The sequence below is a fragment of the Streptomyces bungoensis genome, assembly GCF_001514215.1.
GTDB classification, from domain to species: domain Bacteria; phylum Actinomycetota; class Actinomycetes; order Streptomycetales; family Streptomycetaceae; genus Streptomyces; species Streptomyces bungoensis.
The window spans coordinates 136724-151388 of record NZ_KQ948869.1 but is presented as its reverse complement, the minus strand read 5'-3'; the positions used below and the strand labels follow the sequence as shown (position 1 = coordinate 151388).

The following is a 14665-nucleotide window of genomic DNA, read 5'->3' as shown; positions in this document are numbered from 1 at the left end:
TCCCGCACGCAGGCCCGGGAGCGCGCCACGCCCCGTCTGCTCGGGCCGCACCACCGCGTGGCCCGTGCAGGCGCCCCGCGGGAACAGGTCCGCGCGGTGGTGCACGCTCTCCGGGTCGACGGGGCCGAGCAGGCGGTCCGATGCGGCGCGGTGCCCGGCGTCCAACTCCTCGTCGACGGTGTGCCGCAGCCGGGTCGGGGTGGGGGTGAGGTGGGCGCGGTCCGGTCGGTGGCCGGGGCGGTCGTCCTCGTCGCGTCGGGCGCTGACCGTGCGGGGTCGTGCCTGCCCGGCCGCTGTCACGGCTCCGCGTCACACCGCTGAGTCCGCTCCGCTGCGCCGAAGCACACGGATGATCGGAAGGGTCACGGCGGAGAGGGCAGGATTCGAACCTGCGTGGGCCCCGAAGGGGCCCGACCGTGAGCCGAGCTCGCTGGTCCCCGATCAACCACTCCGGGCACCTCTCCCTGATCCCGGCTCTCGGTCTCCCGTGCCGGTCACAGGAACGACAGTGCCAGGAACCGCTGACCGCGCCCTGACACGACACTGACGAAACCGGCCGCGCCGGCGCGGGGTTCATCGCGCGTGGGACTACTCCTCCGTCCCGTACAACCGTCCCGTCCCCTCAGCGGTCTTGCGTGCGCCGTCCCTGACGATGACATGCCAGGAAGTGCTTTCACGTAGGTCGGCGCGTCGCCCTTCGTGTCGCATTCCCCCCGTTGGAGGAGTCCGTGCGTAAACGCACCCTGCTGATGTCCGCAACACTGCTCGCCTCCGGACTTACGCCCGTGTTCACGGCGAGCGCCGAGGCCGCCGTCGGCACGCAGGGCGACCTGAACAGGGACGGCTACCGCGATGTCGTCGTCTCCGCCCCGGACGCTGCGGTGGCCGGTCGCGCCAAGGCCGGTGCCGTCGTCGTCCTGTACGGCACCGCGCACGGCGTCGATCCGTCCAGGCGTACCGTGCTGACACAGAACTCCACCGGTATCCCGGGAACGGCGGAAGCCGGTGACCGCTTCGGCGCGGCCGTCGCCGTGTACGACCTGAACCGGGACGGGTACACGGACTTGGTCGTGGGCTCCCCGGGCGAGGACGTGGCCGGAGACGAAGGCGGGGGTTCGGTCACCGTCGTCTACGGCACCGCTTCCGGCCTGACGAAGGCGAAGACGGCCGGGGACCCGTGGCCGTACTCGCACGACGCGTACGGGCGGAGCGTGGCCGTGGGCACGTTCAACGGCCTCAATCCGGTGAACGACGGCAAGCCGTCGATCGTCGTCGGAGCCAACGACGCAGAGGTCACGTTCCTGCCCGCCGACCTGTCCGGGCAGTCCGGCACGTCCGGCAACGGCTACGACTTCAATCCGGCTTACGGCATCGTCGCCCTGACCCCGGTCGACGTGCCCGGCAGCGACGACGACCGTTTGATCGCGCATGGCCGCGGCATGTCGGACGGAGGCTGGGGCTACGACGGGACCGGCGACGACCCGCACGCCTACTTCGCCGACCCGGCCGGCTTCTCGGGCGCCGACCTGCCCGCCGGAACCACGTCCGCAGTGGGCGACCTGAACGGCAACGGCACTCCCGACCTCGTCATCGGCAACCCCGAAGACCCCTCGCAGAGTCCGGGCACCTCGCTGGGCGGCCAAGTCACCGTCTACTTCGACGCCGGCAACTCGGGCTCCCCCAGCCGCGTCCAGACCATCACGCAGGACACCCCGGGCGTACCCGGTTCCGGCGAGGCCGAGGACCGCTTCGGCGCATCGGTCGCGATCGGCGACACCGACAAGGACGGCCACGCCGACCTCGTGATCGGCACGCCGGGCGAGAACGGCGGCAGCGGTGCCGTCACCGTCGTACGCGGCACCACGGGGCAACTCGACGCCGCGCACGCCCGCACCTGGACGCAGAACACCTCCGGCGTGCCGGGCACGTCGGAGACGGGCGACGCCTTCGGCGCTGCCGTACGGATCATCGACACCGACAAGGACGGCTACGCGGACCTGGTCGTCGGCGCCCCCGGTGAGAACGGCGGCGCGGGAACCATCTGGTCGCTGCGCGGCTCGGCCTCGTCCGTCACCGCCGCCGGCTCGGTCAGTGTCGGCACCAGCGGTGCGGGCCTCGGCTCGGCCGGTGCAGCCCACTTGGGAAGCGTGGTGACCGGTCCGTGACCCTCCCCCGCCCTGTCCCTCATCCTTCCCCTTCCGGAGCCGTCATGTCCTTGCCCGCCTCCGTGCGCGCCGGTGCCCGTGCCCGACGCACGTTCGCCTCGCGTTCCCTGGCCTGCGCCATCGCCGTCAGCTCGGCCGCCACGCTGACCGTCGTCCTGCTGCCGGCCGGTCCCGCGGCGGCCGCTGCGCCCTACCGGGGCGCCAACACCGCCGCGGTGCAGGACGACTTCAACGGTGACGGCTACCGCGACCTGGCCGTCGGTGCCCCCGGAGCCGCCAACGGCGTGGTGGACGCGGCCGGCGCGGTCGTCGTGCTGTACGGCTCGGCGACCGGGGTCTCGGCCTCCCGTCGTACGGTCGTCACCCAAGCCACCTCCGGCATACCCGGTACAGCCGAGGAGTGGGACCAGTTCGGTACAGCGGTCGCCTCCGCGGATCTGGACCGCGACGGCTACGCCGACCTGCTCATCGGCACTCCGGACGAGTCTGCGGGCACCATGGCCGGCGTCGGCTCGCTCACCGTGGTGTGGGGCGGCTCGGCAGGCCTCGAAGGCGGGGCGTCGATCTCACCGCCGACCGGTCTGGACGAGGGCTGCGGCTTCGCCGCGGGCCTCGCGGTGGGAGACGTCACCGGGGACGGAGCTCCCGACGTCTCGGTCACGGGCAACTGCGGTGGCACGACCTACACCGGGCCGTTCACCCGCTCCGGTGCCCCGGTGAGGAGAAGCTTCGTCAACGCTCTCGGCACCAACCGCGGAGTCGTCATGGGGGATGTCGACGGCGACGGGCGAGCCGAGCGCTTCTGGCTGCCCGGACCCACGGACGGTGACGTGAGCGGACCCGTCCACCTCGAGGAAGACAACGGCACCTACACCGAACTCCCTCTGGCCGACGGTCTGTCCGGGCAGATCGGCGACATCAACGGCGACGGCTACGGCGACCTGGTCACCGGAGTGCCGTACGACGCGTCCCTGACCTCCGGTTCCACCCCGGCCCACCGCGGCGGCGAGATCCAGGTCCTCTACGGCAGCGCGCAAGGCATCAGGCCGGACCAGAAGCCGAAGACCATCAACCAGGACACCGCGGGCGTGCCCGGTACCGGGGAGGACGGTGACGAGTTCGGCATGTCGCTCAGTGTCGGTGACACCAACGGCGACACGTACGCCGACGTCCTGGTCGGCGCCCCCGGAGAGGCCGTGGGTTCCGCCAGGGGCGCGGGCCGGGCGACGTTGCTCCGCGGTTCGGCCTCCGGTCTCACCACGAGCGGCTCGCTCTCCTGCACGCAGAACACCAGCGGCGTTCCCGGAAGTGCCGAGAGGGACGACCGCTTCGGCGCCGCGACCCACTTGGTCGACGTCACGAAGGACGGCAGGGCCGAGTCGATGGTGGGCACCCCCGGTGAGAACGCCGATGGCCTGCTGTGGACGGCCCGCGGATCCTCGACAGGGCCGGCGGCCGGCGGATCGACCGCGATCGGCGGAACCGAAGCCGGCCTCAAGTACCGCTACTCGGACATCGAGTTCGGCGCGGCACTTCCCGGCGCGCGCTCAACGATCTGACCGCCGGGTCAGTCCCGGGTGGCAGGTCCACCGACCAGATGTCGGTAGGTCGGTGGCCCGCTGCCGCCCGGGAAGCGGGGGATCGCGCGCCACCAGCGCGGTGGCGGCCCGCGGGCTCAGACGAGGGCGGCGACCAGCAGGGCGAAGGAGGCGATGATGACGGCTACGCGGACGTAGTGGAAGCGGTCCCAGCGGTTCATCTGCTCCTTCCAGTCCTCGGGCCGGTTCTCGGGCGTCCACGTCTTGCCCCGGTTGTTGATCGGGACGAGCAGCAGGAGCGACATGACCACGCTCGAGATCAGCAGCGCGCCGGCGATGACGACGAGGCCGGCGCCGTCGTGGTGCCATCCGACGATGGCCCAGACCGCGCTCAGGACGAGCGAGCCGATGTACCAGACCGGCATCAGGGCGCCGAGCATCCGGCCCCCGTGGGCGCGGCCGAGCAAGCCGCTGTCCTCGGGGAGTGCGTTGAGGATCGGGTTGATGACGAAGGCGACGGAGAACTCCACCCCCACCATCAGGCCGACGACCACAGTGGTGACGACCTCAAGTGCCTCGAACATGACGACCCCTCCATGGATCTAGCACCGCTAGGCGATGAGGCAACGCTAGACCTGCTGCCGCTCTCTTGTCTAGCAATGCTAGGATCGAACCGGGTCGGCCCAGGAAAGCGGGGAGCGCGAACGGACGGGACGCCTGCCGCCGGAGGGCACGCGGCCGGAACCCTCAGGCCGCGCTGCCTGCCTGGCGGCACCGTTTCCGCATAAGCTGCGGTGCTCACTGCTCACGACCCGATACGCGCCCCAGTACCTCGGGAAGGACATGATGAAGCTTCTCCTCACCGACTCCGGGATCAAGAACGCGAGCATCAAGGCTGCGCTGGTCGACCTCCTGGGTAAGCCGATCGCCGAGTCCAGCGCCCTCTGCATCCCCACCGCGGGGTACGGGAGCCCCGACGCCGATCCGGGCGGACCATGGCGATTCATCAGCGGACGATCCCCCCACCCCATGACCGGGCTGGGGTGGAAATCGGTGGGCGTGCTGGAGCTCACGGCGCTGCCCAGCATCGACAAGGCGCGCTGGGTGTCCTGGGTGAGGGAAGCCGACGTCCTGCTGGTCAACGGCGGTGACGCGCTGTACCTGTGCCACTGGATGCGGGAGTCCGGTCTGGCCGACCTCCTGCCGTCGCTGCCCGACACGGTCTACGTGGGCCTCAGCGCCGGGAGCATGGTGATGACCCCCCGCATCGGGGAGGACTTCGTGGGCTGGAAGCCGCCCGCCGGCGGCGACAGCACGCTGGGCGTGGTCGATTTTTCGATCTTCCCGCACCTGGATCATCCGGCGTGTCCGGACAACACCATGGCCGCGGCGACACGATGGGCGGCCGGGATGCCGGGTCCGGCGTACGCGATCGACGAGCAGACCGCCATCAAGGTCGCCGACGGGACCGTCGAAGTGGTCTCGGAGGGCCACTGGAAGTTGTTCTGATGACGGACAGGGCACGTCAAGCACTTCGGGAGGCGCCGCTGTCCGGTGCCGTTCGATGGCAGCGCTGTCGCCGGACGGGCCGGAGATCGGGTGTCGCTCCGGTTAATGCTTTGATCCGCCCCAGCCGGAGGGGAACACTGTCGCCGTGCCGTGCCTGGCCGGCGACCGCCGGACCGTGCCCGATCCGACGTCCTGGGAGAGTCCACCGATGCCAGACCTCGTGCCCGGCTTACCTCCGGGCTATCGGGCGGCCCCAGCGACAGCCGAGGACATCAGCGCCATCCATCGCCTCGTCGCGGCTTGCGAGCGTGAGGTGCACGGCCGGGTGCGGACCGACCCCGGGGGCATCGCTGCCGTCCTCGCCCGGCCGGGACTGATCCCGGAGCTGGACACCCTGCTGATCCACGACGAGGCGGGCCGGCCGGCCGCTCGTGCCTGGGTGAACCGGCGCTGCGAGGTGGACGTCCACCCCCGGCACCGGGGCCGCGGTCTCGGGACCGTGCTGCTGGACTGGGCCGAGGCCAGGGCCCGCCAGGCAGGGAGCGAACAGATCGTCCAGACCGTGCCGGACGACGACACGGACGCCGTCGCACTGCTGCGCTCCCGCGGATACGAGCCGATGGTGACCGAATGGCTGCTGGAGTTCGCCATGTCCGACGAGCCGGCGGTACCCGAGCCGCCTGCGGGCATCATGGTGAGGCCGTTCCGCTCCGGCGACGAGCATGCCGCGCACCAGCTCGTCGAGGACGCCTTCGACGAATGGCAGCAGCGGCGCAAGTCCTACTCCGAGTGGGCCCAGCACACCGTCGAACGCCCCGCTTTCGCCCCCACGATGTCAGCACTGGCGTTCAACGGCACCCAACTGGTCGGCGCCGCCATCTCGTTGGACCTCCCAGAGAGCGGCGAAGGCTATGTCGAGGAGGTCGCCGTGCACCGTGACCACCGGAATCGGGGCATCGCCCGCCTGCTGCTGCGTCACGCCTTCCGCGCCTTCCATCGGCAGGGCAGGCGGACCTGCACCCTCGCGACGCACTCTGACACCGGGGCGCTCGCCCTGTACCTACGTGTGGGCATGACGGTTCGGCACAGCTCCACGGTCTACCGCAAGAACCTGCGGACCTCCTGCACACCTCTTCGCCGCCGGGCCGGCTTCGTCCACGGGCCGGCGCCCCGCTGCCCCGGTTCGCCGATGCCGCGGGAGAGGTCCGGGCTTCACAGGTCCAGTACGGAATCCGTCGACGGCTGGGAGCAGCAGGGCAGGACGTTTCCCTCCGCGGGGACGTCGATGGGTTCGGGTGAGTAGTCGACGCTTCCCGAGAGGAGGGCCGTCTCACAGGTGTGGCAGACGCCCGTCCGGCAGGACCACCGGGTCGGTACGTCGCACGCCTCGGCGAGTTCGAGGAGGGTGTGGTAGCCCGCGTCCCATGGGACGGAGAGGCCGCTGCGCGCGAAGGAGACCATGGGCCCTGTCCCCGGACCGGGTGGACGAGCAGGCCGGTGCGGAGCCCGCGGAGTTACCGCCGTCACCCCCGGCCGGATGGCGGAAAGAGTTCCGAAGACCTCGGTGTGTATGCGCTCCGGCGCGATACCCAGGCCTGTCAGCGCTTCGGACAGGCTGTCCATGAAGGCGACCGGTCCGCAGAGGTAGGCATCGGCATCGGCGGGCAGTCCGATACCGCTGATCTGGTCCGCGGTAAGACGTCCCACGGCCGCGTAATCCACGCCGAACCGGTCTTCGGCCCGCGGACTGCTGTAGGCGATGTGCATGTGAGCGGAAGGCAAGCGTTCCAGCAATGCGCGAACCTCTTGCCTGAACGGCTGACTTACGCTGTTCCGGGCCCCGTGCAACCACCAGACCTGGCGCTGCGAGCCCGCTTCCGCCAAGGCGTGCAGCATGGCGAGGACCGGGGTCGCTCCGACGCCGGCGGACACGAGCAGGACCGGATTTCCGCCTTCGGCAAGGATGAACGTGCCGCGGGGCGCACCGACGTCCAGGAGATGCCCCTCTCTGACGTTCCGGCGCAAGTGCCCGCTGGCGGCTCCGTGGGGTTCCTGCTTGACGCTGATGCGGTACTCGGGGGCACCCGGCTGACCGGAGAGGGAGTACGTGCGGATCAGCGGCGGCCCGTCGGGTGCCGGCCGGAGCCTCAGCGTGATGAACTGCCCTGGTCGGCCGGGCGGCAGGGGATCGCCGTCGGGCGACGTGAGGACAAGAGAGAAGATAGTGCTGGTTTCCGGTTCGATGCGGGCGACCTTCAACGGGCGGAACCCTGGCCAGGCCGGCGGTGGACTGGTCGCCGCGCCGGTGAGCCCGCGGTTGCCGGCGGCGGGGTCGCCGGCCCCGTCCAAGAGGGCTTGCAGGGACGACTTCCACCCTGGGCTCAGCGCGGGAATGCGCAGCCCGCGCATGAGTTCCGCTCGCGGGTGGCCCGGCAGATAGAGCAGACCGTCCATGTCGGCTACGGTCATCTTCTCGGGCCCGTCGGCGATCTTCACGATCTCGTCGCCGGCCTCGATCTCTCCTTCGGTGAGGACGCGCATGTAGAAACCGGGGCGGCGATGAGCCACCAAGAGGGCCGCCATCCGCGGTTCACGCAGGCGCATACCCACGCGATAGCACGTCACGCGAGGCTGTGTGACCTCGAAGGTCGCATCGCCGATGCGATACCGGTCGCCGATACACACCTCCGCGTCCGACATGCCCTCGACGGTGAGATTCTCACCGAAGTTCCCGTGGGTGAGATCGTCTCTCCTCAGTTCTTGCCGCCAGTACTCGTACGACTCGAGTTGGTACACCAGGACGGCACGCTGCTCTCCTCCGTGGCCGTTGAGATCACCTTGTCCGTCGCCGTCTATGTTGAGACGCCGGACCATTCTGGGGCCGTGCACGGATTGCTTCCACACGCCCGTGTGGACGGTGGAGCCCTGCCAGGAAACGTCCTTGGGTGTTCCGACGTTGACGGAGATCAAAGTCGCCATCGGCTCCACCTCCGGATCGGTGGGTCGGTGGGTGGGTGGGTCGGTGGTGGGAAACTGCTCCCCGCCCGGGCCGACGGGGCGTCCGCGCCTCGCGTTCTCTCCCGCCCATGCTCCCACCGCGCACGACTCGCGGCCACAGCGTGCGCCCTGTCCCCCGTTGAGCCCGGGTCGGTCAGAGATCGAGGTCGCTGAGACCCGGGTGATCGTCCGGGCGGCGGCCCAGCGGCCAGTGGAACTTTCGCTCGGAGTCCTTGGTGGGCAGGTCGTTGATGGATGCGTGACGGCGGCGCATCAGTCCGTCGCCGTCGAACTCCCAGTTCTCGTTCCCGTAGGAGCGGAACCAATTACCCGAGTCGTCATGGCACTCGTAGGCGAAGCGCACCGCGATGCGGTTTCCGTCGAACGCCCAGAGTTCCTTGATGAGCCGGTAGTCGAGTTCGCGTTTCCACTTGCGCGTGAGGAAGGCGATGATCTCCTCACGGCCGGTGACGAATTCGGCGCGGTTCCTCCAGCGGGAATCCACGGTGTAGGCCTGGGCGACCCTTTCGGGGTCCCGGGTGTTCCAGCCGTCCTCGGCCAGCCGGACCTTCTCCACGGCGGTCTCCCGGGTGAACGGGGGAAGCGGGGGGCGGGGTTTCTCGGACATGGCGTCTCCCATCGTGCGCGCAACTGCGGCCGGTCACCGGTCTGTCGATCTCAGGCCGGGGCGTGTTCTGCTGTGTCACGGGTCTGCTCGCCCGCCTCGTCCACCTGGAGACAGTTCGCCATGCAGCGGGTACGTGAGAGCGCGAAGACTCCGTAGGTGAGCAGGCCGAACCCCAGTAGGGCCGGGACGAGCCACATTCCCGTTCGGGATTCCTCGCCGTAGATCGTGACGCCCAGGAGGACACCGGTCACGGCATCCGTCAGCGTCAGCGCGGGCTGCGAGGCGATGAGGGGGCCGGCCTGCATGGCGGTGCTCAGGAGGAACAGGGAGGCACCGCCGATCACCGCGAACGCATACGTCTGCCACAGCAGGAGGAAGGCGCCGAGCCCCCGATCGCTCAGGACAGCCATGGCCGATTTCATGAGTGCGGCGGTGAGGGCGTTGCCGAGCGCCGCCCCCGCGGCCAGGCAGGCAGCGCGCACCATGCCCAGCGGCCTGCGCGCTCCGACGAGCACGAGCACCGCAGCGATGCCACCGACGACCAGGAGCGTCGGCACCCACCACAGTCCGGGCACCTGGTCGCTCCCGCCGGAAGGAGCGAGGGAGAACAGGAACAAGGCCAGTCCCCCGGCGATGCAGGCCACCGCCCACCATGCCCTGCGGGAGCGGTGCACGTGGAAGACGGCACCGCCGATCACGAGAGCCAACGGCAGTTCGAGGATGAAGACGGGCTGCACCGCGGCGAGCGAGCCGGAGACCAGCGCCAGGGCCTGAAGGATCGCGGAGGCGATGACGCCGACGATGCCCGCCAGCCAGATCGGCGTCCGAAGCAGATCCAGGAGGAGGCCGAGCCGCAGGGACGTCGATGTCGGCACGGTCAGCGCCGCCCGCCGCTGCAGGACTGTCCCCAGCGCGTTACTGCACGCCGCAAGGACGGCGAGGATGACGGAAAGAACCATGGCCGGTACTCCTTGGTCGGTGCAGTTTCCGCTCGCCGGACGTACGCGGAGCAGCGTGCTGCTCGGATCAGTACCGCGTCCAGCCTGCGGCACCGGGGCCGGAGGGGCAATCGTGACCGGTCAGGAGGCCTGCGCGACCGTCCTGCCGAAGCGTGGACCGCGCAGGTCGGCGATGACGGAGGGGACCTCGCCGAAGACGCGGACACCGCCGACCGGCGTGGCGACGGCCTTCCGCACCGGCCGAGCCGGCGGGAGCGGCAACCACCTCGCCGCCCCGCTCGCATGGGCCTCGGCCGGCAGGCGGCCCTCAGAGACGTGTCGCGGCACGGACGAGTCCGGCGACGGCTCGGGACCGGCTGTGGGGCGGCCATGCGATCACGGTCGTGACCGTCGGCGCGTCCGGCACCGGTACGGCGACGAGATCGTCGCGCAGTTGGGCCCGGCACGACTCCGGCGCGATCCAGCAGGCGCGGCCGAGCGCGATCAGCTGGAGCAGTTGCGCATGGTCCCGAGCCCGCGGACCGGGACCGTCCGGGTACGTGCCGTCGCGGCCGGGCCAGCGCGGCATCGGCAGGTCGGGCAGGTCGCTGACCTCGGCCACCCGCACGTGGGACCGGGTGGTGAGGGGGTGCCCGGCCGGCAGGATGACCACCTGTCCCTCCGTGCGGAGCACCTCGGTGTCGAGCCCGGCCGTCGAGTCGAACGGCCGGTGCAGCAGAGCCACGTCGGCCTGGCCATTGCGCAGCAGTCGTTCCTGTTCGGCGGGCCCGCACAGGACCAGGTCGACGGTGACCGCATCGGTCTCGGCGGCGTAGGCGTCGAGCAGTTTCGCCAGCAGTTCGCTGGACGCGCCGGCCTTCGTGGCGAGGACCACGCCGGCGTGACCGGTCGCGGCGAGGGCGGCGCGGCGGGTCCGCCGCTCGGCGGCCTCGACCGCGTCCAGCGCCGCCCGGGCCTCCCGAAGGAGCACCGACCCCGCCTCCGTCAGGACCACCGTGCGGCTGGTGCGTTCCAGCAGCACCGCCCCGAGACGTCGTTCGAGCTGGCGGATCGCCCGTGACAGGGGAGGCTGCGCGATCCCGAGCCGCTGCGCGGCCCTCCCGAAGTGCAGTTCCTCGGCGACGGCGACGAAGTACCGCAGCTCTCGTGTCTCCACGCCGTCATGGTACTTGGCGGCCCTCCCGGATCGATACCCGTGCGGTATCACTGCCCACTCGATCGGTGTTGGCCCGCTCCTGCCGCACCCGGACAGGATGGGCCGTATGAGCGAACAGACGATCGCGCTGGTCACCGGCGCGAACAAGGGAATCGGGTACGAGATCGCGGCCGGTCTGGGCGCCCTCGGCTGGACGGTCGGGGTAGGTGCCCGGAACGAGGAGCGGCGCGAGTCGGCCGTGGCGAAGCTGAGGGCGGGAGGCGTCGACGCGTTCGCCGTACCGCTCGACGTGACCGACGACGCGAGCGTGCGCGACGCCGCCGGGCTGATCGAGGACCGCGCCGGACGCCTCGACGTGCTCGTCAACAACGCCGGGATCACCGGCTGCGCGCCGCAGATGCCCACCAGCGTCGACGTCGCGACGGTGCGGGCGGCCGTGGAGACCAACGTCATCGGCGTCATTCGAGTCACCAACGCGATGCTGCCGTTGCTGCGCCGCTCCGCGTCGCCCCGGATCGTGAACGTGTCCAGCAGCGTCGGCTCCCTCACCCTGCAGTCCACTCCCGGCGCCGAAACGGGTCCGATCTCCGTGGCCTACGCGCCGTCGAAGACGTTCCTCAACGCCGTCACCGTCCAGTACGCCAAGGAGTTGCGCGACACGAACGTCCTGATCAACGCCGCATGCCCCGGCTTCTGCGCGACCGACCTCAACGGTTTCCGCGGCACCCGCACCCCGCAGCAGGGCGCGGCGACCGCGATCCGGCTCGCGACCCTGCCCGACGACGGCCCGACCGGCAGCTTCTTCGACGACGCGGGGGAGGTGCCGTGGTGACGCGAAGGCCGAGGGCGTCGGCGTGAGAGCAGCCTTCAGCCGCCGATGCGCAGGACGACCTTTCCGCGCCGGTGTTCGCGCTCCAGGGCCTCGTAGGCTGCCCGTCCCTCGGCCAGGGGCAGCACGCGGTCCACCGCAGGCATCAGGCGGCCGTCCTCGATGAGCCGGGTGATCGACTCCAGGCCGGTCCGGTCGGGCCGTACGACGAAGAAGACCGCGCGGACGTCGCGGCGCTCGGCCTCCAGGGGGTCGGGGGGTGCCGCGATGCCGACCAGTACGCCGCCGGGTGCGAGGACGTCCCAGGACCTGGCCGGTGCCGGTCCTCCGACCAGGTCGACGACGACGTCCACCGGGTCGATCAGGTCCTCGAAGCGCTGGTGCACGTGGTCGATGGCCGTGGCGGCCCCGAGCGAGCGTACGAAGTCCAGGTCGTCGGGGCCCACGGTGGCCGCGACGTCGGCACCGAGCGCGGCGGCGATCTGCACGACGAAGGACCCCACCCCGCCGGCGCCACCGTGCACGAGCACGCGCCGGCCGGCGCGCAGGTGGGCGTGGTCGACCAGGGCCTGCCAGGCGGTCAGCGCGGCCAGGGGCACGGCCGCGGCCTGCTCGTGGGTCAGGGAGGGCGGTTTGGCCGCCGCCAGGCCGGCGGGCAGGGTGACGTACTCGGCCGCGGCGCCGTCGCGGGTGAACGGGATCAGCCCGTACACCTCGTCACCTCGCTGCCATTCGGTGACGGCGTCACCGCGGTCGGCCACGACGCCGGAGAACTCGTGCGAGGGGATGGTGGGGGTCCGGTCGCGGCCCGAGCCGTCGAAGCCGTCGGTCCAGGTCGCGTCCCAGCCGAGCTCACCGGCGGTCACCGACGCGGCCCGCACGGCCACGAGGACCTCGTCGGGACCGGGTTGCGGGCGGGGGCCGTCTCGTGGACGAGCCGCTCCGGGCCGCCGCGGCGGTGTGCCCGGATGGCGTTCATCTCGATCATGATCGTTCCTTCGCTTCGCTGCGGGAGTGCGCCGGTGGAGGAGTCCGCCGCCGGGCCGGCGCCGTCCCCTGGCGTCGGGGACGGGCCGGCCGGGCGGACGTACGGCTTGCCGCCGCCTGTGCGGTCACCAGGTCGGGACGAAGCCGCCGTCGATGATCATGTCGCTGCCGGTGATGTTGCCGGCCCGGTCGCCGGCGAGGAACAGGACCAGGTCGGCGACCTCTTCGGGGGTCGAGAACCGGCCGGTGGCGGTCGAGCCGGCCACCTGCGCGACCACGTCGTCGGGGGTGACGTCCGCGGCGGCGGAGACGGTGGCCGCGACCCCGTCCTGGGCCAGCCACAGGTCGGTCCGCACCGGTCCGGGGCTGACGGTGTTGACCCGCACGCCCTGGGGCCCGACCTCCTTCGACAGCGCCTTGGAGAAGGCGACGAGGGCGGCCTTGCCGGCGCTGTAGTCGATCACCATCGGGTCGGGCAGGGTGGCGTTGACGGAGGCGACGGTGACGATCGAGCCCTGACCGGCCTCCAGCATGAGCGGGAGGGCCGCTCGCGTGACCCGGACGGCGCTGAGCAGGTTCAGGTCGAGGACGTGCTGCCAGTCGGCGTCGGTCACCGACAGGAAGCCACCGGTCCGGGCGGGTGCGGCGCCGACGTTGTTGACGAGGATGTCGACGCGCCCGCCGGCATGCCGGACGAGCCGCTCCGCGTCCTCGGGGTTGCCGAGGTCGACGGGGACCCAGGTGACCGCCGCCTCCTTCACCAGCGCGTCCAGTTCGGGTGTGGAGGTGCGGGATCCCGCGACGACGGTCGCCCCGGCCTGCGCCAGAGCTGCGACGACGGCCAGCCCGATGCCCTTGCTGGCGCCGGTCACCACGGCGGTGCGGCCTTGCAGTGGGGTGTTCATGTGTGCTCCTAGCTGTTCCGGTGCGGATGTGCACCGGTGGTCGGGGGGTGGGCGGGCGCCGGGGGAATCGCGACGCCGGCGGGGTACCGGGTCAGGCGTACGACGTGTCCTGGCCCCTGGCGCCCTGGCGGGCCAGCCACTGGAAGGCGTGGTCGGCGACGACGGGCCAGCCGTGGTCGATCACCAGGGAGTGGCCGCGGTCGGGGAACTGCTTGAGTTCGGTGACGGCCGGCGAGTTGCCGTACAGCTTGTACGCCGAGCGGGTCACCGAGTCCGGGACGGTGTGGTCGGCCTGCCCGGAGATCAGCAGCAGCGGCCCGCGCTCGGCGTTGCCGGTGGCCACCGCCGCGGGCGAGGTGCGGCTGAAGTTGGCGAACGCGGCCTCGAACAGCGGCCTGCCCGGCGAGGGGACGGTGAACCGCGCGTGCAGGTCGTCGGACTCCTCGCGGGACAGGGCGTTGCCGAAGCCGTAGGCGAACTGCGCCGGGGTCAGGGACACGGCGCGGCGGCGGTTGGCCGGGTTGCCCAGGACCGGGAAGCCGGCCCTCAGCTGGGCCGGCGGGAGAACCTTGACGCCCCTGATCTGGGCCGGGTCGATGGCGACGGCGGCGCACGCCAGGCCCTCGCCCAGCAGCTTCTGCGCGATCAGGCCGCCGAAGGAGTGCCCGATGAGCACCGGAGGGCGGTCCAGCGCACGGATGACGCCGGCGTAGTGGGCGGTGACGTCGTCGATACCGAAGCCGGCGACCGCTTCGGGGTGGCGGCGCGCCTCGTCGACGGTGGCGGCCTCACCGGGCCAGCCCGGGGCGACCGGGGCGTAGCCGTGATCGGCGGCCAGGTCCAGCCAGGGCTGCCAGGAGGAGGCGTGCAGCCACAGTCCGTGGAGGAACACGACGGGAGTGCGTGAGTCGGACATGACCGTCTCCTGGGACTCGGGAACCGCTTGGGCGGCTTCACTGCGTCCAGACTCCGCCGGCAGTCATGACCCCCGC

13 protein-coding genes and 2 pseudogenes are annotated in these 14665 nt (G+C 71.3%); 5 read left to right on the top strand and 10 right to left on the bottom strand.

The genetic code is table 11. The annotated features are described in order from the left end of the window. Positions 1-368: 368 nt before the first annotated feature. A pseudogene (locus AQJ66_RS39120) lies at positions 369-464 on the bottom strand. Between the two features lie 264 nt (positions 465-728). Between AQJ66_RS39120 and AQJ66_RS29640 the strand changes: the two are divergent. Next, a complete protein-coding gene (locus tag AQJ66_RS29640) occupies positions 729-2165 on the top strand; it encodes an FG-GAP-like repeat-containing protein (protein WP_063804103.1) in 1437 nt (478 codons plus the stop codon). 44 nt (positions 2166-2209) lie between these two features. Continuing rightward, positions 2210-3724, top strand: coding sequence for an FG-GAP-like repeat-containing protein (locus AQJ66_RS29635; RefSeq protein WP_079060505.1), 1515 nt, complete (start codon positions 2210-2212; stop codon positions 3722-3724). 116 nt (positions 3725-3840) lie between these two features. Here AQJ66_RS29635 and AQJ66_RS29630 read toward each other — a convergent pair whose 3' ends face one another. Next, positions 3841-4287: an anthrone oxygenase family protein gene (locus AQJ66_RS29630; RefSeq protein ID WP_061928153.1), complete on the bottom strand. Its 447-nt coding sequence runs from the start codon at positions 4285-4287 to the stop codon at positions 3841-3843. A gap of 262 nt (positions 4288-4549) precedes the next feature. Between AQJ66_RS29630 and AQJ66_RS29625 the strand changes: the two genes are divergently transcribed. Beyond that, complete coding sequence (locus AQJ66_RS29625; protein WP_061928183.1) at positions 4550-5212, top strand: Type 1 glutamine amidotransferase-like domain-containing protein; 663 nt, start codon at positions 4550-4552, stop codon at positions 5210-5212. A 325-nt stretch (positions 5213-5537) separates the two neighbouring features. After that, on the top strand, positions 5538-6515 hold the full coding sequence (locus tag AQJ66_RS29620; protein WP_244162978.1) for a GNAT family N-acetyltransferase: 978 nt from the start codon (positions 5538-5540) through the stop codon (positions 6513-6515). Here the strand turns inward: AQJ66_RS29620 and AQJ66_RS29615 are convergent. From AQJ66_RS29615 to AQJ66_RS29600, 4 genes are all read right to left on the bottom strand, one after another. Then, positions 6425-8191 carry an MOSC and FAD-binding oxidoreductase domain-containing protein gene (locus tag AQJ66_RS29615; protein WP_061928152.1) on the bottom strand — a complete coding sequence of 589 codons (1767 nt, stop codon included), beginning with the start codon at positions 8189-8191 and terminating at the stop codon, positions 6425-6427. The genes AQJ66_RS29620 and AQJ66_RS29615 overlap by 91 nt on opposite strands. Positions 8192-8363: 172 nt before the next feature. Next, a complete protein-coding gene (locus AQJ66_RS29610; RefSeq protein WP_061928151.1) occupies positions 8364-8837 on the bottom strand; it encodes a nuclear transport factor 2 family protein in 474 nt (157 codons plus the stop codon). A gap of 50 nt (positions 8838-8887) precedes the next feature. Next, positions 8888-9796, bottom strand: a complete 909-nt coding sequence (locus tag AQJ66_RS29605; protein ID WP_061928150.1) for a DMT family transporter — start codon at positions 9794-9796, stop codon at positions 8888-8890. A gap of 307 nt (positions 9797-10103) precedes the next feature. Further along, a complete protein-coding gene (locus AQJ66_RS29600; protein WP_061928149.1) occupies positions 10104-10952 on the bottom strand; it encodes a LysR family transcriptional regulator in 849 nt (282 codons plus the stop codon). Positions 10953-11058: 106 nt separating this feature from the next. Between AQJ66_RS29600 and AQJ66_RS29595 the strand changes: the two genes are divergently transcribed. Then, a complete protein-coding gene (locus tag AQJ66_RS29595) occupies positions 11059-11784 on the top strand; it encodes an SDR family oxidoreductase (protein ID WP_061928148.1) in 726 nt (241 codons plus the stop codon). 35 nt (positions 11785-11819) lie between these two features. Here AQJ66_RS29595 and AQJ66_RS40710 read toward each other — a convergent pair whose 3' ends face one another. From AQJ66_RS40710 to AQJ66_RS29580, 4 genes and pseudogenes are all read right to left on the bottom strand, one after another. Then, a complete protein-coding gene (locus tag AQJ66_RS40710; protein WP_425264314.1) occupies positions 11820-12404 on the bottom strand; it encodes an NADP-dependent oxidoreductase in 585 nt (194 codons plus the stop codon). A gap of 21 nt (positions 12405-12425) precedes the next feature. Further along, positions 12426-12674: pseudogene (locus tag AQJ66_RS40705) on the bottom strand (alcohol dehydrogenase catalytic domain-containing protein); the annotation flags it as partial. Positions 12675-12893: 219 nt separating this feature from the next. Then, positions 12894-13673, bottom strand: coding sequence for an oxidoreductase (locus AQJ66_RS29585; RefSeq protein ID WP_061928147.1), 780 nt, complete (start codon positions 13671-13673; stop codon positions 12894-12896). Between the two features lie 91 nt (positions 13674-13764). Beyond that, complete coding sequence (locus tag AQJ66_RS29580; protein ID WP_061928146.1) at positions 13765-14589, bottom strand: alpha/beta hydrolase; 825 nt, start codon at positions 14587-14589, stop codon at positions 13765-13767. Positions 14590-14665 lie beyond the last annotated feature (76 nt).

What these genes read in the sequence shown, in the direction of transcription:
- AQJ66_RS29615 (WP_061928152.1), bottom strand. Translation starts at nt 8,191, where the DNA reads ATGGCGACTTTGATCTCCGTCAACGTCGGAACACCCAAGGACGTTTCC.
- AQJ66_RS29580 (WP_061928146.1), bottom strand. Translation starts at nt 14,589, where the DNA reads ATGTCCGACTCACGCACTCCCGTCGTGTTCCTCCACGGACTGTGGCTG.
- AQJ66_RS29625 (WP_061928183.1), top strand. Translation starts at nt 4,550, where the DNA reads ATGAAGCTTCTCCTCACCGACTCCGGGATCAAGAACGCGAGCATCAAG.
- AQJ66_RS29635 (WP_079060505.1), top strand. Translation starts at nt 2,210, where the DNA reads ATGTCCTTGCCCGCCTCCGTGCGCGCCGGTGCCCGTGCCCGACGCACG.
- AQJ66_RS29610 (WP_061928151.1), bottom strand. Translation starts at nt 8,837, where the DNA reads ATGTCCGAGAAACCCCGCCCCCCGCTTCCCCCGTTCACCCGGGAGACC.
- AQJ66_RS29605 (WP_061928150.1), bottom strand. Translation starts at nt 9,796, where the DNA reads ATGGTTCTTTCCGTCATCCTCGCCGTCCTTGCGGCGTGCAGTAACGCG.
- AQJ66_RS29585 (WP_061928147.1), bottom strand. Translation starts at nt 13,673, where the DNA reads ATGAACACCCCACTGCAAGGCCGCACCGCCGTGGTGACCGGCGCCAGC.
- AQJ66_RS29595 (WP_061928148.1), top strand. Translation starts at nt 11,059, where the DNA reads ATGAGCGAACAGACGATCGCGCTGGTCACCGGCGCGAACAAGGGAATC.
- AQJ66_RS29630 (WP_061928153.1), bottom strand. Translation starts at nt 4,287, where the DNA reads ATGTTCGAGGCACTTGAGGTCGTCACCACTGTGGTCGTCGGCCTGATG.